We start from the raw sequence: 18,458 nt of genomic DNA, 5'->3' as shown, positions 1-18,458 counted from the left end.
ACATTATGATTTTTTCTTATTCAGCAATTGATCAACATAGTCTTCTTTGTTAACTTGACGTGCACGTGCTACCGATAATGCTTTTGATGGAACATTCTCTGTAATTGTAGAGCCTGCTGCCACATAAGCACCATCTTCAACTGTTACTGGAGCAACAAGGTTTGAATTACATCCAATAAATACCCCATTACCAATCACAGTTTTGAATTTATTCTTACCGTCATAGTTCACCGTAATTGAACCACAACCAAGATTCACGTCTTCTCCAACTTGTGCATCCCCGATATAACTCAAGTGTGAAGCTTTACTTCTATTACCAAAGACAGTTTTTTTGATTTCCACGAAGTTTCCAACGCGTACTTCGTCTCCAATAACTGAATCTGGGCGAATGTGTGCAAATGGACCAACCGATACTTCTGTACCAAGTTTACTATCATGTACAGTAGATTGACGAATTGTCGTACGATCTCCAATTTCACTATCACGAATTACTGTATGTGGTCCAATTTCACAATCAGAACCAATTACAGTGTTCCCCTCAATAATTGTTCCTGGATGAAGAACTGTATCACTACCGATAATTGCATCAGCAGAAATATAAGTGTTACTTGGATCAATAATTGTAACACCATTTACCATGTTCTTTCGGTTGATACGGTTTTTCATAATAATTTCCGCTTGCGATAGAGCGACTCTGTCGTTAACACCTAACGTTTCATCGAACTGCTCTGTTTGATAAGCTGATACGATATGACCTTCATTTTTTAAAATCTCAATAACATCTGGAAGGTAATATTCACCTTGTACGTTATCATTTGAAACTTTAGAAAGTGAAGCAAATAAAGCCTTATTATCAAAACAATACGTACCTGTATTGATTTCTTTAATAGCTAATTCTTTCTCATTTGCATCTTTATGCTCAACAATCTTTTCAACATGACCATTCTCATTACGAACAATACGGCCATATCCAGCAGGTTCTTCTATGTACGCTGTTAGCACCGTCGCCATTGCTCCCGCTTCTTTATGTTGCTGAAGTAATGCTTCCATCGTTTCAGCAGTTATTAGCGGCGTATCCCCACAAATAACTAAAGTTGTTCCTTCTTCATTTGCAAGTACACTTGCAGCTTGATCTACAGCATGTGCTGTACCAAGTTGTTCTGCTTGTAATGCAAACTCACTTACGTTTCCTAGCTGTTCTTGTACCATTTCAGCACCATGCCCAACAACCGTTACAAGTTTCTGCAATCCTAATTGAGATACTTGATCGACTACGTGTTGTACCATAGGTTTTCCACATACAGGATGCAGCACTTTGTATAGCTTAGACTTCATACGTGTGCCTTTACCTGCAGCTAGAATCACTGCAAATCTGTTTGACATATAGACCCTCCATCGCAACCTATTTATCCATTAAAGATATTATCCTAAATCATCATATATTTCAAGAAACACATTTTAACTATTAAATTTTACCATAATTCTTATAAGATGTTTTACTCTTTAGTATCTTTTTTAAGAAATAAGCTATACTATTTAAAATGATTTTGAAAAAATTAGTAGTTTCTTCTTTTTATGTTAATGAATTATGAAATTTTCAAATATAAAGCAAAAAAAACAAACTCCTGTAAATGCTTACAGGAGTTTGCTACAAAATTATAAGGCTTTTCGTCAAAGCCCTTTTCATTCGAATTTTACGAAGCACCTGCTTCTTCAAACTCAACCTCTTCTAACTCGCCTAAACGATGATACTCTGTTAAAACCGCATCTTGAATTTTAGAGCGTGTACCAGAATTAATCGGATGTGCAATGTCACGGAACTCTCCATCTGGAGTACGTTTACTTGGCATTGCTACAAATAATCCATTATTACCATCAATTACACGAATATCATGAACAACAAATTCATGGTCCAAAGTAATAGAGGCAATTGCTCTCATGCGGCCTTCTGTGTTTACGCGGCGTAATCTTACGTCAGTCACTTCCATCTTGTGTTCACCACCCTTTTCTAAATAAGCGATATATTTGTATAAATTCCACAAATTTTCTATTTTCCCTTTAATTTTTTAAAAATTTTTAAGATAAAAATTTTTAATGTAGTTGAATATAGAGATTAGTGGAGGTTATCGCTTACAAAAGGTTACTTAACTAGGGCGATTACTTCAATTTCAACGGAAACATCTTTCGGTAATTTTGCTACTTGCACACAAGATCGAGCTGGTTTATGAGTAGAGAAATAAGAGCTATATACTTCATTCACAGCATTAAAATCATCCATGTCCTTTAAAAATACTGTTGTTTTTACGACTGTATCAAATGAAGCACCCGCTTCCTCTAATACCGCTTGTAAATTTTGAAATACTTGTTCTGTTTGTACTGTTACATCTCCTGTTACAAGCTCCCCATTTTCCGTTAATGGAATTTGTCCTGAGCTATAAAACATATTATTTACAATAATCCCTTGTGAGTAAGGTCCAATCGCTTGTGGTGCCTTGCTTGTTTGAACAACTTTCATACTTTTCACCCTTTTATTATTTATTTTACTCTTTAAAAATAGTGTACGAAAGGCAGTTTGTCCATCTATTTTATAATCTATAAATAAAATAAAATAAAATAAAATAAAATAAAATAAAATAAAATAAAATAAAATAAAAAAAGATAGAGCTATCTGCTCTACCTTTTATTCAGCCTCTACAAGCCCTTCATCAAATGGTGCAAGAGAATAATTCCCTTTTTCCACTTGAATTGTTTTTTCTTTCACATCAACTTCCGATAGACGAATTAATGATACAAAATTATTAATTAGTCGTTCTTCAATATCTGTGGATTCTACTAATACACCAATACCAACAACATTAGCCTTGAACTCTTCTAACATACTCATCATACCTTGAATCGTTCCACCAGCTTTCATGAAGTCATCAATAATTAAAACATTCGATCCTTCTGGAAGGCTGCGTTTTGCTAACGTCATTGTTTGAATTCGTTTAGAAGAACCCGACACATAGTTAATACTAACAGTCGGACCTTCTGTTACCTTATTATCTTTCCTTGCAATTACAACTGGTACATCTAAGTAATTTGCCACTGCATAAGCAAGTGGAATCCCTTTCGTTGCCACTGTCATAACCGCATCAATTGATTGCCTAGCAAAAACAGAAGCAAACAAACGACCTGCGCCATTAATATGACGAGGATTACTCAATAAATCTGTCATGTATAAGTAACCGCCAGGCAAAATACGATCTGGGTTTTCAAATAAGCCACAAAGCTCATCAATAATTAGATCTGCCTCTTCTTCACTTATATACGGTATATATTTCACTCCTCCTGCTGCTCCTGGTATCGTTTGCAATGTGCCGACCCCTTGTTGCTCAAACGTTTGCTTAATAATAACTAAATCCTCACTAATGGAAGACTTAGCCGATTGATACCTTTCAGCAAAAAAAGTGAGAGATACTAGCTGACGAGGGTTTTGTAGCAAGTAATAAGTCATATCGACTAATCTTGTACTTCTTCTAATTTTCATACTCTCACCTCAAATCACGAATATTCTAAACAAATCATAACGTATTATACGTCTTTATTCAAGCGTTTCTCGCTCCCCTAATAAACGTACCGCATAGACCTGTTCACAAAATCCTTTTAATCCGTTATAAATGCGATGCATTCGAGAATCATGGTGTACAAGTCCAAATACAGTTGGACCACTTCCACTCATCAATACAGCATCCGCTCCGAATCGCTTCATCTGTGATTTAATACGTGCAACTTCAGGATGCATTCCAAATGTTACATCTTCTAAAACGTTACCAACAGTATCACAAATCCCTTTATAATCTCCAGAATTTATGACATCAACCATTTTATCTACATTTGGATGTGTAACTCGATTTAACTTTAAATTTCCATACACATCAGCAGTAGATACACCTATATGTGGTTTCGCTAAAATAACCCAACAAGAAGGCGGAGTCTTTATATGCTCAATTTTCTCTCCTCTTCCAGTGGCAATTGCTGTGCCGCCGTATACACAGAAAGATACATCTGATCCAATTTCTGCGCCAAGCTCTGCTAACTCATCAATTGTAAGCCCTAAATTCCATAATTTATTAAGACCACGTAATGTCGCTGCTGCATCACTACTTCCACCTGCTAATCCAGCTGCTACTGGAATCGTTTTTTCAATAGTAATAGATACACCTTTTTTTACATTAAACTTCTCTTTTAATAATTTCGCTGCCTGATAAGCTAAATTTCGTTGGTCGTCTGGGACATACCGATTATGGGATAAAATTTCAATACGGTCTTCTGCTAATTCCGTTAGTTCTAGACGATCTGCTAAATCAATGGTTGTCATAATCATTTTCACTTCATGATATCCGTCTTGTCTTTTTCCCAGTACATCTAACGACAGATTAATCTTTGCTGGTGCTTTCACTAGTAGCTTCAATCTATTCACCCACTCTATGTACTCAATCTTTTATCGTTTATTTTACCATAAATTTATAGTAAGACGATGACACTTCCCTAATTATAACGAAAAGCATTCAGAATGAAACTACTTATGTAAAATGATGGCACCTTTTAGAGTACAAAAAGCCGAGGAATGTCTCCTCGGCTACCGTAGCATAGAAAGTATCTTACAACTACTGGTTTCGTTTCATTAATTGCTGTTCTGCAATTTCTATAGCACGTTTCACCATGTTACCAGCATCTTTCGCACGAATTCCGCCCCATCCTTCTTTCTGAACAACATCATAAAAGCCAAGCTCTTTTGCTAGCTCTTCTTTAAATTGGTTTGACATGACACCTCTTCGTCTACTCAATGCAGAGTCCCTCCTTATTTTGCTACGGTATAGTTAGTATGCAAAATAATATAGCTTTTCATTTGTGGAAATATATGTAATGATATGCGGATTATAAAATGACCTCATCATGAGGGTCTCCATAAAATGTTAACTCTACTGTCTCTGTTAAAACATCTGCATAACTATAAGATACACGTTGCAACGCATCTTCTTGTTGATCCAATTGTACAACAAAAACAGAACGGTATGTTTCTGCTAGTACACCTGATTGCTCCACAGTTTTCCTTCTTCCACTATTTGCTTTTAACATAAGTCGCTGTCCAAGATGGTGATCTAATTCGCTTTTAATTTCATCTAAACGTTTTGACATATACTTCGCTACACCTCGCTGTAATTTAGATTGAACACTTAAAACACGATATATCTATCCTAATTATTAACCTCGATTCACAGCTAATATCATCTTGCGTTTGAATAGATAGAAGAAATACTATATTGTAAAAGTATCATTACGTAGTCTGTACGTTCTTGTCTCTTTTTATCCAAATTCATTTAAATCCTTCCATACAAAAAAGCAAGATACATATGTACCCTGCTTACTCTTCGTAATGTTGAAAAGGTAATCCCGTTCGTAAAATCCCTCTCGTTTCAATTCCACCTAGTCCCTTTTCACCAGTAATTGTATTACGTACGACATCCCATACATTGACTCTCTCCATAAATGAAGTAAAACTAATTTTACCAACTACATATACAGGATCTAGTGCATGAATATTAATTCTAGATGGTGAACTAGCGAAATTGGCCCCTGCACGAATTAGTGCCTCAAAGTGCGATTGACATGCCCCAGCAAAAATAACAAGTTGATCCAATGATGGATATTTTTTTCGCACTTCTCGAACAGCCTGTACAAAATGCCTTGAATGCCTATATGCCGCTAAATCTCCCTTCACTCCTTTCGATTTTGTATATGCATCATGCCCCGTAATAACGAGAATGTCTGGGCGAAAGTGATCTATTAAGTCTACTACTTTTTCATGCATCTCCGTTTCTTTACAATGAATACCTTGTACAGGAACGCCAATTTTGTTATATAAGTCTAAGCACTTGCGCAAATATAAAGGGTCTCCATCTATATGCAATACACGTCCCGGCATTTGAAAATAATTCACCTCACTTGTGTATCCACCAGTTGAAGTATGTTCATGCCTTTGTTTCATTAACACATAATCTTGTTGAAACAAACGATACGTGCGCTCCATTGTTTCTTTCTCACGCTTCACCCTTTTTTTATGTTCTCGTTGATCTATACTAATTAAATCTTCAAGTGGCGCATCCGCCACCAGTCTAATTTCCTCTCCAAACAATATAGCTATCTCGCCTTTTATTTCTATAATACGAAAAAGAATATCCCTCTTATGAGAATATCGTTCCACTAATTCTCCAACATGTAAAACCATTCTCCTACCTCCAAACTCATTAGGCCATCTTACCTGTTTTTAAAATATGAATTTAGAGGGAGAAAGGTGACAAAAGGGACAGTTCAAGTTGAACTGTCCCTTTCATATTCTTATGATAATTTATGAAGAACCAATGCATTACTTAATGTTGCAAACTCTTCAATAGATAGCGTTTCGCCTCTTCGCTTTGGATCAATTCCTACTTCTGTTAAAATTCGATCCAATAATTCCTTATCTTTCGGGAAACCATTTAAATTATTTGATAAATTATTCATCAAAGTTTTACGGCGCTGTGCGAAACTTGCTCGTACTACTTCAAAGAAGAATGTTTCATCTGTCACCTCTACAACCGGTTTCGGACGCTTTAGAAGGCGAATAATTGCAGAATCAACATTTGGCTGTGGTACAAACACTGTACGCGGTACAGTCATAACTGTTTCAACTTCTGTATAATACTGAATAGCAATCGATAAAGAACCATACTCTTTCGTTCCAGGTTTAGCAGCTAAACGATCTCCAACTTCTTTTTGCATCATAACAACAAATCCACGAACTGGTAACTTTTCTTCAAGCAATTTAAATAAAATTGGCGTTGTAATATAGTATGGCAAGTTAGCTACTACCATTACATCTTGCCCTTCTTCAAATTGCTCATTAAATACTTCATGTACATCCGCTTTTAGTACGTCTTTATTAATAACTGTAACGTTACCATATGGCGCTAACGTCTCATCTAAAATTGGTAATAGTCTTTGATCAATTTCAAAAGCCACTACTTTTTTAGCACGCTTCGCTAATTGCTCTGTTAATGCACCGATACCTGGTCCAATTTCAATTGCACCACTTTCTGAACCAATTTCTGCATGATCGACAATACGATTTAATACATTTGTATCAATTAAAAAGTTTTGTCCTAAACTTTTTTTGAATGAAAATCCATACTTTTCAACAATGTCTTTTGTACGATTTGGCGTTGCGATATCCTTCATTTTTTTTCCTCCTGTATTACTTGCTTATAAGCTTCTCCAAATGATTCCTTTGAAACTTGAAACATCTGTAATCGTTTATGTAACTGTTTTGCATTTGTATAACCAATCTTTAATAGCTTACCCATTCTTTCTCTGCGGCTCTTTGCCATTTCTCCGCCCACTAAGCCTGCATCGACTAAATCACTCCAACTAATTTCACTTGTATAAGCTTCCATTTCTTCATGTATATTCTCTAGAGCACGGCGAATCGACTCATTAGAAGCATGTTCGATCCCAACTCCCTTTTTCCTTTTAGCAAGCGCTTCTTCCTTCGGTAAAAAGGCATGCTTACAACCGGGAACCTTGTCAGAAATAATTTTTCGAATACGCTCTCCAGGATAATCTGGATCTGTGAAAATAATAACGCCCCTTTTTTGCTGCGCTAATTTAACTTGCTCAATAACATGATCACCGATTGCTGAACCGTTCGTTTCAATTGTATCCGCATCAACAGCACGCTTAATCGCAACTGTATCATCTTTACCTTCTACAACGATAATCTCTTTTATTTTCATGCTTGCCTCCACACTCGTTTCGTCTCTACTTAGTAAAACAAAAAAATGACGACTTTTCCATTATTATTTTCCTCATTCTTATATTTTAAAAAATAGAATAGAAAAATCTTTGTTCTCTGTCCTTATTGTAACACTTCATCATTCACATTTATTTTCTTCATCACTTCTACTAGTGTTTTTTCAAAATAAAAAAGAACAGGTTTCCCCATTCTTTTTTATTCAACACCAAATAAAGCTTTTGCATTTTTGGTTGTCATTTCTGCTACTTCCTCATAAGAAACACCTTTTAAATTCGCAATTTCTTCTGCTACGAGTTTTACATAACTCGGTTCATTTCGTTTCCCTCGAAATGGATGCGGCGTTAGATATGGACAATCCGTCTCTATTAACAATTTCTCTAATGGAATCTCCGTAGCAACCTCTTTCGGCTTTTTAGCGTTTTTAAATGTAACTGGTCCGCCTAACGAAATTAGAAAGTTCATATCAACACATCGCTCTGCTACTTCTACGCTGCCGCTAAAACAATGCATAATGCCTCCTACTTCAGCTGCATTCTCTTCTTCTAGAATATCAACAATATCTTGAGTTGCATCGCGATTATGTATAATAATCGGCAATTTCACTTTTTTCGCTAATGCAATTTGTTTACGAAATACTTCTTTCTGTATTTCTTTTGGAGACTTATCCCAATGATAATCTAAACCCATTTCTCCAAGTGCAACGACTTTAGGATGAGAAGCAAGTTCTTCTAACCAAGCTAAATGTTCTTCTGTCATGTCAATTGCATCAACTGGATGCCATCCAACCGCAGCGTAAATAAAATCATAAGCTTCAGCTAATTCCATCGCCTTTTTTATCGTTACTTCATCAAAACCAACAACAACTGTATAAGTAACTCCCGCTTCTTTCATTCGGGCAATAACTTCTTGCAAATCTTCTTCAAATTGCTCTGCATTCAAATGCGAATGTGTATCAAACAACATAATACATAACTCCTTTTATATTGAAATCAAGTTTATTCTACAAAAATAAGTTCTTTAATAACTTAACGATAACAATACTACAATCTTAATGCAAAAATAGAGAATGTAAAAAGAAAAAAGACGCTTCACACATGTTACACGTGAAACATCTCTTTTCTTGTCTTAATTACTTGATTTTTGTACCATTTGGTAGATTTTGGTCAATTGATGCTAATGACAATACGCCATTCTCTTCACCCGCTAAAATCATACCTTGCGATAATTCACCGCGTAATTTTACAGGTTTTAAGTTTGTTACACAAATAACCTTTTTACCTTTTAGGTCTTCTGGCGAATAGAATTTTGCAATTCCAGAAACAACTTGACGCTTTTCTGTGCCTAAGTCTAGTTGAATTTTTAACAACTTGTCTGCTTTTTTCACAGGTTCAGCAGATAGTATTTCAGCTACGCGTAATTCTACTTTAAAGAAATCATCAATTGTAATTTCTTCTGCCTTCGGCTCTTCTTCTTTTTTCTCTTCTACTTTAGGGGCAGAGCTTTTCATTTGTTCTTTAATGTACTCTACTTCCACTTCTATTTCTAAACGAGGGAAAATTGGGTTTCCTTTTTCTACTTTTGTTCCAGCTGGAATACAGCCAATTGTAGATAAACTTTCCCAAGATTTATGAGCCTCATCAGTAAGGCCAAGCTGAGCAAACATCTTGCTTGGTGCTACTGTTAAGAATGGCATAAGCATAATACCTGTTTGACGAAGTACTTCTGCTAAATGAGCCATTACAGAAGCTAACTTTTCACGATCATTCTCATCTTTTGCTAATACCCATGGTTGTGTTTCATCAATATATTTATTCGTACGACTAACCAATTGCCAAATAGATCCTAACGCTACAGAGAACTCCATATTCTCCATTGCTTCTTCTACTTTTTTCAAAGTATCTTGTGCAAACGCTACTAACGTTTCATCAAATTCTGTTACATTTGCTTTAAATGCAGGGATTTCTCCGTTAAAGTACTTATCAATCATAGCTACTGTACGATTTAATAAATTACCTAAGTCATTTGCTAAGTCGAAATTAATACGCTCCACAAATCCTTCTGGTGTAAATACGCCATCAGATCCAAATGGAACTTCACGAAGTAAGTAATAACGTAATGCATCCAATCCATAACGATCGATTAATGTAACTGGATCTACTACGTTTCCTTTTGACTTACTCATCTTTCCATCCTTCATTAAAATCCAGCCATGAGCAAAGACTTTCTTTGGAAGAGGTAAATCTAATGCCATTAAAATTATCGGCCAATAAATTGTATGGAAACGAACGATTTCTTTCCCAACTAAATGCACATCTGCAGGCCAGAATTTTTTATATTTCTCTTCATTTGCTGTTCCATAACCTAACGCCGTAATATAGTTAGATAATGCGTCAACCCATACGTAAATAACGTGTTTTGGGTTACCAGGAACACGAACTCCCCAGTCAAATGAAGTACGAGAAACTGCTAAATCTTCTAATCCTGGTTTAATAAAATTATTAATCATTTCATTTTTACGAGACTCCGGCTGAATGAAATGTGGATTATCTTCATAGAACTTTAATAGTCTGTCGACATATTTACCCATTCTAAAGAAATAAGATTCTTCACGAACAAGTTCTACATCATGACCACTATCTGGGCTTTTTCCTCCAACTACTTTGTCACCTTCCATAATTGGATCTACTAATTGGTGCTCTGTATAGAACGTCTCATCTTGTACAGAATACCAACCTTCATATTCATCAAGATAAATGTCACCTTGATCTACTAATTGCTTAAAGATTTTTTCGACAACATCTTTATGACGATCTTCAGTTGTACGAATAAAATCATCATAAGAAATATCCATCTTCTCCCAAAGCTCTTTAATTCCTGCAACAATATTATCAACATATGCCTGTGGCGTAATATTTAACTCTTCTGCTTTCTTTTGGATCTTCTGTCCATGCTCATCAGTTCCTGTTAAATAATGCACATTATATCCTTGCATACGCTTATATCGTGCCATTGCATCTCCTGCTACTGTCGTATAAGCATGTCCAATGTGTAATTTTCCACTTGGATAATAAATTGGGGTAGTAATATAAAAGGACTTATTTTCCTCTGTCATTGTTTTGGACCTCCCGAATAACCTCATATGTATTTATAAACAGTATATCAAAAACTCATATATAAAGTGAAACTTTAATCAGTGGGGTTTTTCTTCATCCCCACTGATTATTAGCCCACATCAATCGGGCTTTTACGAGCAGCCCGAATCTCAATTATCTTCTTTAAGCCAACCTAATTTTGAATTCTGGGTCTTAATGCTCGATATCTTTATCATCTATTGCTCATATTTCAAAAAAATATACAATCTCCACTTGAAATTTGTTATTTTTTTCTGAAAATATTGTAAATAATTGTGGAATTTCCTCTCAATCTATTATATATAAGAAATAAGAAATCTATAAATCTTTTTAAAAAATATAGAATTTAAGAATTGACGGAAATGTAAATGATTGGTATCATATGTCCATAGGGTATTTTGTCGAAAAATGACGAATCTAAAAATAGACTCGAAACTTATAAACTATTTATTTAGGAGGAAAAAAATTATGAAATCTACTGGTATTGTTCGTAAAGTTGATGAATTAGGTCGTGTAGTAATTCCAATCGAATTACGCCGTACTTTAGGTATTGCAGAAAAGGACGCTCTTGAAATCTATGTTGATGACGAAAAAATCATCTTAAAGAAATATAAACCAAACATGACTTGCCAAGTAACTGGTGAAGTATCTGACGGTAACCTTTCTTTAGCTGAAGGTAAAATCATCTTAAGCAAAGAAGGCGCTGAGCAAATCTTAAACGAACTTCAAGATTATATCGAAACAGCAAAATAAGCTTCTCAATTATGAGAAGCTTATTTTTTATCGACATGATAGATTTGATATACATCTCTTTTCGACAAATCTCGATCTTTAGCGACTGTTTTAATCGCTTCTTTTGAATTCATACCTTTTTCATTTATATAGTGTTCAATATGATCATATACTGAAAGAGATTCCCACCATTGTTCTTCTGGAGCAGGTTCTTCTGTTGAACCAGCTACTAAAATACAAAACTCACCACGTACTTCATTTTGCTTCGTCCACTCAATTGCTTCTTGAATTGTCCCTCGAATAAATTCCTCAAATTTTTTCGTTAACTCTCGACACAATACAATCTCTCTATTTCCCAACACTTCCTGCATCGAAATTAAAGTATCATCTAAACGATGAGGCGCTTCATAAAACATCATTGTAGTTTGTACATAACGAAGCTTTTCTAACTCCATCTTCCGTTCCTTTTTGTTTCTCTGCAAGAAACCATAGAAATAAAACTGCTTTGTTTCAAGACCGGATGCAATTAATGCTGTAAGGGCTGCATTTGCTCCAGGAAGCGGAATTACATGATATTGCTCAGCTACTGCCTCAACAACAATATCGTAACCCGGATCAGAAATACACGGCATACCAGCGTCACTAACAAGTGCTACATTCTTTCCATCCTCTAACTTCTCTAATATTCTCTTTCCACTTACTTCTTTATTATGCTCATGATAACTCGTGACAGGTGTTTCAATTTCAAAATAATTACAAAGTTTTTTCGTTTGTCTCGTATCTTCAGCAGCAATTAAATCCACTTCTTTTAAAATTCGGATTGCACGAAATGTCATATCTTCTAAATTTCCAATAGGAGTTGGTACTAAATATAAAACTCCCTTTTCATTTTGTTGAAAGCTTTTTTGTTGCCACATAGCGTTCTCCTTTTTGCATATATGCCTCTTTTTGTTTTCTCGTTAATTGCTTAAAGTAATACTCCGCTTGCATAGCTGTACGTTTATCATCATGGGTCTCTACATATTTTAAAACGACAGGAAGCCTGACGCGTGTATACTTAGCTCCTTTGCCGCTATTATGAGTCTGTATTCGTTTTTCTATATGGTTTGTATATCCAGCATAATAACTTCCATCAGAGCACTCTACCACATAAAAAAAATGCTTATTCTTCTCCATATAAAATTGAACGTATCTCCTTTGTATATTCGTTATTGTTCTCATATACAACGAGAGGTGGTAAAATTTTTAAATCTGCATTTCCATCCTTAATTCCTTCAATTAACAATGTATTTGCTTCTTTTCCAACCTTAGGATAAACAAATCGCACACGCTTTGGTTCAATTTTATATTTACGCATTAATGTGACAATGTCGAGTAATCGCCCTGGACGATGTACAAACGCCACTTTCCCACCTTGTTTTACTAACTGACTACTTGCAGATACAACATCTTCTAATGTACACATAATTTCATGACGAGCTATCGCTAAATGTTCATTCATATTTTTCTCTGAAGTTTGAGGTGTTTGAAAATATGGTGGATTACATGTAACAACATCATATTGATGACGTCCGAGTTTCTCTGGCATATCTTTCAAATCTCCATGTATGAGGTGAATTCTTTCTTCCAGCCCATTATATTGAACACTTCTTACTCCCATATCATATAAGCGTTCTTGAATTTCCACACCAGTAATCTTTCCTTTTGTTCTTGTACTTAATAGAAGGGGGACAACTGCGTTACCTGTACACAAATCAAGTAAATTCCCCTTTTGAATTGGTACCCATGCAAAATCTGCCAGTAAAACAGCATCTAAAGAAAAATTAAATACTGATGGGCTTTGTATAATCTTCATGTCTTGCGCTAATAAGTAATCTAAACGTTCATCTTCATATAAATTCATATACTGCTCCTTTTCTTACCCTTAACCTACCCTATTTCATGTATAAAAAATTACCTTTCCAATTATAATTGGAAAGGTAATTTCACTTTTTATTTAAGAATGACAGACAGAACAAACAATCTCCCTCTTTACGTACACTTCCATAATGTAGATTGCAAATATGAAAACCTTCTTGATACAGTCTCGCTAAATTGTCATAGCCTTCACCAATATCTGTCTTCGGCTTCACTTCTTTACGCTTTTGAGTTTTTTGTTTTTCTTTATTCTGCACTTCTTCAAAACGGTGTCGCAAATTGTTATTTTCCATTTTTATATGCTGGTTTTCTTCCAACAACTCTGCAAGATGCTGTTTTAACTCTCCCAACTGTTTGTATAAATGTCCAATTTGCTCTTCCATACTAGAAACCGATTCAAAAATATCTTTTTTCTCCACAAGCACCCACCTCATTAATCTGTGGTTTGACTCGAAACGACCCCTTTATTCACTAACTCATCTAACGTATATTCTACTATCCGTTCCTTGTCTACTAGTTCCACTTGAATTAATCTTTCTAAAATATTTAATCCGATCACACGGCCAGTACCATGCGGGGTTTGTATACGTTGATCTAAATCAGGAAGTTGTTCCTTTGCTGCCTCATATTCATCATTCTCATATTTTAAGCAACACATTAAGCGACCACATAAACCAGAGATTTTTGCAGGATTTAATGATAAATTTTGATCCTTTGCCATTTTAATGGATACAGGTTCAAAATCTCCTAAAAAAGTAGAACAACAAAGCATACGACCACATGGACCAATACCACCTAGCATCTTCGCTTCATCACGAACACCAATTTGTCTTAGTTCAATTCTTGTTCTAAAAATTGCCGCTAAGTCCTTCACTAGTTCGCGGAAATCAATCCGACCATCCGCAGTAAAATAGAAAATAATCTTATTACGATCGAATGTATACTCTACATCTACAAGTTTCATATCAAGATTATGCTCTACTACCTTTTGCTGACAGACTTGATATGCTTCTTTTGCAGCATGTTTGTTCTCTTCAACAATGGTACGATCATTTTCATTTGCAATACGAATAACCTTTTTTAGCGGTAATACAACGTCGTTTTCATCAACTTGCTTTTTGGTAATAACTACTTTTCCGTATTCAATACCTCTTACCGTTTCTACAATAACAAACTCATTTTCAGAGATATCGAACTGATTTGGATCAAAGTAATATACCTTTCCGGCCTTCTTAAAGCGAACACCTACTACATCATACAAAACGGTCATCCCTCCTGCAACCGCAACACTAACTGTTCGAACACAAGCTGCGCATTTACATTAGCGTTGATTCTATTTTTTGCCTCTAATATATTAAAGAGAGCTGATACAATGCGCTTCTGAGCATAGGAAAACGATTCAAACATCTCTTTCTGCTCATGAAAAACAAGACGATCTTCTTCTCCAAGTTGAACATATAGTAAATCCTTATAAATAAGGAGTAACATATCTAACCCTTGCTGTAATTGTTCTTTCTCTCCAAAGTGTTTTCCCCATTTTTCTTGTACAAAAAAAATAGAGGTTTTATCTTTTTCGAGCGCTTCACATAATTTTATCACTAAAGCTCGTGCTTGTGCAAACCATTCATCACTACATAAAGCTAAAGCTTCATCAAAACTATTTGTGAGTTGAGCAGCAAGTGTCGATAAAGATGCTGTAATACCTTCTTCCTGTAATCTTCTAATTAAAGATTCTGTAGGTAACGGTCTAAACGTAACAACTTGGCAACGAGATAAAATCGTATTTAAAATTTGATGACTTTGTTCAGTAAGTAAAATAGCGGTTGTATCACTACTTGGTTCTTCTAAAAATTTCAAAAGTGTATTTGCCGCATTTGCCGTCATACGATCTGCGTGCTCAATAATATATAACTTTTTATTTGCCTCTAATCCTGTTTTTGAAAACTCTTCTTGTAAATCATGAATTTGCTGCTTCTTAATAGATAATCCGTCTGGTTTTACAATATGTAAGTTAGGGTGGTTACCTGAATCAATTCGCTTACAATTTGTGCATACATGACAGGGCTCTACTCCATTCCGCTGAGAACAGAGGAAACTCTTTGCCATTTGAATTGCTGTCGCAAACTTTCCCGTACCTTTCCCTCCCTCTAACAAGTAAGCGTGGGATATACGCTCTTTTGCAATGCTATTCATCAACATTTTTACACCGATGGGTTGTATAGCAGAAAGCTGCTCCCACGTCTTCATCATAATGCATACCTCACTTATTTCATTCTTTCCTTCTATTATAACAATTTATCTTCTATAATCTGAACAACTTCTTCTATAAGTTTTTCCATCGGCTGATCAGCATTTACCAATACAATACGCTCCGAGAAACGTTCTACAACTTGTAAATACCCTTCGCGCACACGTTTATGGAAAGAGATATCTTCCATATCTAGTCGATTTACTTCACGTCCTGCATCTTTTTCAATCCGAGCCAAGCCAACCTCAGGCTCAATGTCTAGATAAATTGTTAAACTAGGCATACAGTCCTCTGTTGCGAAACGATTTATTTCAAATACCTTATCCATACCCAATCCTCTTGCATAGCCTTGATATGCTAAAGAACTATCTATAAAACGATCACATAACACGAGATAGTTCTCATTAAGTGCTGGCATAACTTTTTCTACTAAATGTTGTCTGCGCGCAGCAGCATAAAGAAGCGCTTCTGTACGTGCTTCCATCATCGTATATTCTTGTTTATGTAAAATCGTCCTAATGTCCTCAGAAATTGCAATACCACCTGGTTCCCTTGTCGCCATTACCTTTTGTGCTTTTTGTTCAAAATATGGCAATAAGCTTTTAATTAACGTTGTTTTACCTGAACCTTCTGGGCCTTCAATTGTTACAAATAATCCCTTCATCCTAAAACCTACTTTCTATATCATACACTTTCATATATTTCGTATTACCTTGAAAACGAGCTCCTGCTCTCTCTAAATACATAATTTGCTCTTTATGCTCTGAAGTAATTCTCTCTCCATACATAACCAATGGAATCCCAGGTGGATACGGAATCACCATTTCCGCCGCTATCATTCCAACAGCCTCTTCTATAGATACTATCCTTGTTCCATATCTTTCTAGTTGTTTATACGTATACGGCAACGGAGAGAATTCACCTTTATAAGTATAACGAATAGATTCCCTCTTGTCTTTCACGTCATAATGTTGCAATGCTACTCGGATCATCTCTATAACCTTCATATACCCCTCATTTGCTTGCAGGGGTAAAATAAATAGGACATTGTACGGATCAGCCATCTCTGTATATATACCGACCTTTTCAAATACGGACTGTAATTCGTACCCTGATAACTGACAACGAGTTTGTACGGTAACCTTTAACTCGTCTTGCAACGGATATTCTAAAATGGCGATTTGGGGAATAGAACGTAACCGTTCCTTAAATCTCCGTAAAAACTCAACAATTTCACCATGACCTTCTTCTTTTATACGCGCCATTGTAAAGCGTGCTATATCCAAGGAAGCCATAATTGGATACGATGGACTACTAGATTGTAGCATACTTAAATAAGTAGTAACCTTCTCTTCGTCTACTAAGTGACTATTTATATGTAAATAGGAACCCATTGTCATTGCGGGTAATGTCTTATGTGCAGAATGCACTACAATATCTGCACCATATGTTAACGCTGATTTCGGGAATGGTTCTCCTAAACAAAGATGTGCCCCATGTGCCTCATCTATCAAAACAGGGATTTCATGTGCATGTGCAAAAGCGATGCTTGCCTCTAAATCCATCCCCATACCATAATAATTAGGATGCGTTAGAATGAGTGCTTTCGCATTTGGATATTTTCCAATTGCTTTCTTAATAATTTCATTACGAACTCCCACTGGTACATTATAAGTTTCATCAATCCATGGATCTAAAAAAATGGGATTTGCTCCCGCTAGTTTTAAACCATTAATAATTGATTTATGACAATTTCTTTGTACAAGAACAATATCATGTTCCCCACAACAAGACAAAATCATCGCTAAGTTCCCGACTGTTGAACCATTAATTAAAAAATAACTTTTCTTTGTATCATACACTTCAGCCAATAATTGTTGTGCCTCATCTATACATTCAAACGGACTATGCAAATCATCTAGTCCTGCTAACTCAGTTACATCAATAGATAGAATATCTTTAAACTCTCTTATTGCCTTCTGAGGGAAGTTTAAACCATTCTTATGACCTGGGACATGAAAGGATAACGGCCCTCTTTCTTTAAACTCGATTAACGCCTCATATAAAGGCATATGATTTTGATTCATCTACATCTCTTCCTTATTATTCATTCTCCATCTATTATACAGAACAAAAAAAATAATAGGCATATGCCTATTTAAAAATATGATACTTCTAATTTTCGAAGTTGCTTTAAATAATGTATATATTTCGGATCATCTGTCTCTGTATTCACCATATCCTTTTCACATTCATAACATATTAAATTATTATAAACATATATACCTTCTTTTCTTTTTGTCTCACAAACAATACAAACTTCACTTTGTAATTTCATAACCTTCCCTCCCTATTTAAGTGAACCTATTTTATACTTCTAATCCTTAACAATTTCCAGAAAAATATACACCCATCTCTTATATAATATGATTAACTCTTGGGCAACGTGTTTGTATTACCATTACTTCTTTCCCATTCTTTTTAACAATACAAAAAAACACAAGTCAAAAGACTTGTGTTTTTAGTTGCTTGGCGACGTCCTACTCTCACAGGGACAAGGTCCCAACTACCATCGGCGCTAGAGAGCTTAACTTCC

Annotated in this window: 22 protein-coding genes; 1 reads left to right on the top strand and 21 read right to left on the bottom strand. The window is 35.4% G+C overall.

What is annotated here, in order from left to right; genetic code table 11:
* Positions 1–3 precede the first annotated feature (3 nt).
* The 12 genes from glmU to metG all read right to left on the bottom strand — a co-directional run bounded on the left by glmU (position 4) and on the right by metG (position 10,946).
* Positions 4–1,383 (bottom strand): bifunctional UDP-N-acetylglucosamine diphosphorylase/glucosamine-1-phosphate N-acetyltransferase GlmU, encoded by a 1,380-nt coding sequence (gene glmU / locus AC1Q8L_RS29395; protein ID WP_000071039.1) that lies wholly within the window; start codon positions 1,381–1,383, stop codon positions 4–6.
* A 311-nt stretch (positions 1,384–1,694) separates the two neighbouring features.
* Positions 1,695–1,988: a septation regulator SpoVG gene (spoVG, locus tag AC1Q8L_RS29390; protein WP_000454041.1), complete on the bottom strand. Its 294-nt coding sequence runs from the start codon at positions 1,986–1,988 to the stop codon at positions 1,695–1,697.
* Positions 1,989–2,140: 152 nt separating this feature from the next.
* Positions 2,141–2,515 carry a RidA family protein gene (locus tag AC1Q8L_RS29385; RefSeq protein ID WP_000869823.1) on the bottom strand — a complete coding sequence of 125 codons (375 nt, stop codon included), beginning with the start codon at positions 2,513–2,515 and terminating at the stop codon, positions 2,141–2,143.
* A 165-nt stretch (positions 2,516–2,680) separates the two neighbouring features.
* Complete coding sequence (gene purR, locus AC1Q8L_RS29380; protein WP_000702467.1) at positions 2,681–3,529, bottom strand: pur operon repressor; 849 nt, start codon at positions 3,527–3,529, stop codon at positions 2,681–2,683.
* A 54-nt stretch (positions 3,530–3,583) separates the two neighbouring features.
* A complete protein-coding gene (gene ispE / locus AC1Q8L_RS29375) occupies positions 3,584–4,453 on the bottom strand; it encodes a 4-(cytidine 5'-diphospho)-2-C-methyl-D-erythritol kinase (protein ID WP_000772104.1) in 870 nt (289 codons plus the stop codon).
* A 196-nt stretch (positions 4,454–4,649) separates the two neighbouring features.
* Positions 4,650–4,829, bottom strand: coding sequence for an acid-soluble spore protein SspF (gene sspF, locus AC1Q8L_RS29370; RefSeq protein WP_002094215.1), 180 nt, complete (start codon positions 4,827–4,829; stop codon positions 4,650–4,652).
* Positions 4,830–4,920: 91 nt separating this feature from the next.
* Positions 4,921–5,181, bottom strand: a complete 261-nt coding sequence (gene veg, locus AC1Q8L_RS29365; protein WP_000044346.1) for a biofilm formation stimulator Veg — start codon at positions 5,179–5,181, stop codon at positions 4,921–4,923.
* A gap of 226 nt (positions 5,182–5,407) precedes the next feature.
* Positions 5,408–6,271, bottom strand: coding sequence for a sporulation peptidase YabG (gene yabG, locus AC1Q8L_RS29360; protein WP_000242868.1), 864 nt, complete (start codon positions 6,269–6,271; stop codon positions 5,408–5,410).
* Positions 6,272–6,381: 110 nt separating this feature from the next.
* Positions 6,382–7,260, bottom strand: coding sequence for a 16S rRNA (adenine(1518)-N(6)/adenine(1519)-N(6))-dimethyltransferase RsmA (rsmA, locus tag AC1Q8L_RS29355; RefSeq protein WP_000651548.1), 879 nt, complete (start codon positions 7,258–7,260; stop codon positions 6,382–6,384).
* Complete coding sequence (gene rnmV / locus AC1Q8L_RS29350; protein ID WP_000692837.1) at positions 7,257–7,814, bottom strand: ribonuclease M5; 558 nt, start codon at positions 7,812–7,814, stop codon at positions 7,257–7,259. The genes rsmA and rnmV overlap by 4 nt, the downstream gene beginning before the upstream one ends.
* A gap of 215 nt (positions 7,815–8,029) precedes the next feature.
* Entirely contained in the window at positions 8,030–8,797 is a 768-nt protein-coding gene (locus AC1Q8L_RS29345; RefSeq protein ID WP_000895840.1) for a TatD family hydrolase, read from the bottom strand.
* A 166-nt stretch (positions 8,798–8,963) separates the two neighbouring features.
* Entirely contained in the window at positions 8,964–10,946 is a 1,983-nt protein-coding gene (gene metG / locus AC1Q8L_RS29340; RefSeq protein WP_000134130.1) for a methionine--tRNA ligase, read from the bottom strand.
* A gap of 487 nt (positions 10,947–11,433) precedes the next feature.
* On the opposite strand from metG, the gene abrB reads away from it, so the two are divergent.
* A complete protein-coding gene (gene abrB / locus AC1Q8L_RS29335) occupies positions 11,434–11,718 on the top strand; it encodes a transition state genes transcriptional regulator AbrB (protein ID WP_000843036.1) in 285 nt (94 codons plus the stop codon).
* 20 nt (positions 11,719–11,738) lie between these two features.
* Here the strand turns inward: abrB and rsmI are convergent, their stop codons facing one another.
* From rsmI to AC1Q8L_RS29290, 9 genes are all read right to left on the bottom strand, one after another.
* Entirely contained in the window at positions 11,739–12,614 is an 876-nt protein-coding gene (rsmI, locus tag AC1Q8L_RS29330) for a 16S rRNA (cytidine(1402)-2'-O)-methyltransferase (RefSeq protein ID WP_000267824.1), read from the bottom strand.
* Positions 12,583–12,873 (bottom strand): GIY-YIG nuclease family protein, encoded by a 291-nt coding sequence (locus tag AC1Q8L_RS29325; RefSeq protein WP_000414350.1) that lies wholly within the window; start codon positions 12,871–12,873, stop codon positions 12,583–12,585. The genes rsmI and AC1Q8L_RS29325 overlap by 32 nt, the downstream gene beginning before the upstream one ends.
* Positions 12,860–13,600 (bottom strand): tRNA1(Val) (adenine(37)-N6)-methyltransferase, encoded by a 741-nt coding sequence (locus AC1Q8L_RS29320; RefSeq protein ID WP_001055355.1) that lies wholly within the window; start codon positions 13,598–13,600, stop codon positions 12,860–12,862. Before AC1Q8L_RS29320 ends, AC1Q8L_RS29325 begins: the two co-directional genes overlap by 14 nt.
* Positions 13,601–13,682: 82 nt before the next feature.
* Entirely contained in the window at positions 13,683–14,033 is a 351-nt protein-coding gene (gene yabA, locus AC1Q8L_RS29315) for a DNA replication initiation control protein YabA (protein ID WP_000412063.1), read from the bottom strand.
* Positions 14,034–14,047: 14 nt separating this feature from the next.
* Positions 14,048–14,875, bottom strand: coding sequence for a PSP1 domain-containing protein (locus AC1Q8L_RS29310; protein ID WP_000272429.1), 828 nt, complete (start codon positions 14,873–14,875; stop codon positions 14,048–14,050).
* Between the two features lie 5 nt (positions 14,876–14,880).
* Positions 14,881–15,864: a DNA polymerase III subunit delta' gene (gene holB, locus AC1Q8L_RS29305; protein ID WP_000978578.1), complete on the bottom strand. Its 984-nt coding sequence runs from the start codon at positions 15,862–15,864 to the stop codon at positions 14,881–14,883.
* Between the two features lie 35 nt (positions 15,865–15,899).
* Positions 15,900–16,526: a dTMP kinase gene (gene tmk, locus AC1Q8L_RS29300; RefSeq protein ID WP_000677220.1), complete on the bottom strand. Its 627-nt coding sequence runs from the start codon at positions 16,524–16,526 to the stop codon at positions 15,900–15,902.
* Between the two features lies 1 nt (position 16,527).
* Positions 16,528–17,949 carry an aminotransferase class I/II-fold pyridoxal phosphate-dependent enzyme gene (locus AC1Q8L_RS29295; RefSeq protein ID WP_001073004.1) on the bottom strand — a complete coding sequence of 474 codons (1,422 nt, stop codon included), beginning with the start codon at positions 17,947–17,949 and terminating at the stop codon, positions 16,528–16,530.
* A 71-nt stretch (positions 17,950–18,020) separates the two neighbouring features.
* Complete coding sequence (locus AC1Q8L_RS29290; protein WP_000776279.1) at positions 18,021–18,200, bottom strand: sigma factor G inhibitor Gin; 180 nt, start codon at positions 18,198–18,200, stop codon at positions 18,021–18,023.
* Between the last annotated feature and the right edge of the window lie 258 nt (positions 18,201–18,458).

The organism is Bacillus sp. GW823-FHT06A11, assembly GCF_058795355.1.
The sequence above is the reverse complement of the archived record's forward strand: the minus strand, read 5'-3'. Positions and strand labels throughout refer to the sequence as shown.

What these genes read in the sequence shown, in the direction of transcription:
- glmU (WP_000071039.1), bottom strand. Translation starts at nt 1,383, where the DNA reads ATGTCAAACAGATTTGCAGTGATTCTAGCTGCAGGTAAAGGCACACGT.
- spoVG (WP_000454041.1), bottom strand. Translation starts at nt 1,988, where the DNA reads ATGGAAGTGACTGACGTAAGATTACGCCGCGTAAACACAGAAGGCCGC.
- AC1Q8L_RS29385 (WP_000869823.1), bottom strand. Translation starts at nt 2,515, where the DNA reads ATGAAAGTTGTTCAAACAAGCAAGGCACCACAAGCGATTGGACCTTAC.
- purR (WP_000702467.1), bottom strand. Translation starts at nt 3,529, where the DNA reads ATGAAAATTAGAAGAAGTACAAGATTAGTCGATATGACTTATTACTTG.
- veg (WP_000044346.1), bottom strand. Translation starts at nt 5,181, where the DNA reads ATGTCAAAACGTTTAGATGAAATTAAAAGCGAATTAGATCACCATCTT.
- yabG (WP_000242868.1), bottom strand. Translation starts at nt 6,271, where the DNA reads ATGGTTTTACATGTTGGAGAATTAGTGGAACGATATTCTCATAAGAGG.
- rsmA (WP_000651548.1), bottom strand. Translation starts at nt 7,260, where the DNA reads ATGAAGGATATCGCAACGCCAAATCGTACAAAAGACATTGTTGAAAAG.
- rnmV (WP_000692837.1), bottom strand. Translation starts at nt 7,814, where the DNA reads ATGAAAATAAAAGAGATTATCGTTGTAGAAGGTAAAGATGATACAGTT.
- AC1Q8L_RS29345 (WP_000895840.1), bottom strand. Translation starts at nt 8,797, where the DNA reads ATGTTGTTTGATACACATTCGCATTTGAATGCAGAGCAATTTGAAGAA.
- metG (WP_000134130.1), bottom strand. Translation starts at nt 10,946, where the DNA reads ATGACAGAGGAAAATAAGTCCTTTTATATTACTACCCCAATTTATTAT.
- abrB (WP_000843036.1), top strand. Translation starts at nt 11,434, where the DNA reads ATGAAATCTACTGGTATTGTTCGTAAAGTTGATGAATTAGGTCGTGTA.
- rsmI (WP_000267824.1), bottom strand. Translation starts at nt 12,614, where the DNA reads ATGTGGCAACAAAAAAGCTTTCAACAAAATGAAAAGGGAGTTTTATAT.
- AC1Q8L_RS29325 (WP_000414350.1), bottom strand. Translation starts at nt 12,873, where the DNA reads ATGGAGAAGAATAAGCATTTTTTTTATGTGGTAGAGTGCTCTGATGGA.
- AC1Q8L_RS29320 (WP_001055355.1), bottom strand. Translation starts at nt 13,600, where the DNA reads ATGAATTTATATGAAGATGAACGTTTAGATTACTTATTAGCGCAAGAC.
- holB (WP_000978578.1), bottom strand. Translation starts at nt 15,864, where the DNA reads ATGATGAAGACGTGGGAGCAGCTTTCTGCTATACAACCCATCGGTGTA.
- tmk (WP_000677220.1), bottom strand. Translation starts at nt 16,526, where the DNA reads ATGAAGGGATTATTTGTAACAATTGAAGGCCCAGAAGGTTCAGGTAAA.
- AC1Q8L_RS29295 (WP_001073004.1), bottom strand. Translation starts at nt 17,949, where the DNA reads ATGAATCAAAATCATATGCCTTTATATGAGGCGTTAATCGAGTTTAAA.
- AC1Q8L_RS29290 (WP_000776279.1), bottom strand. Translation starts at nt 18,200, where the DNA reads ATGAAATTACAAAGTGAAGTTTGTATTGTTTGTGAGACAAAAAGAAAA.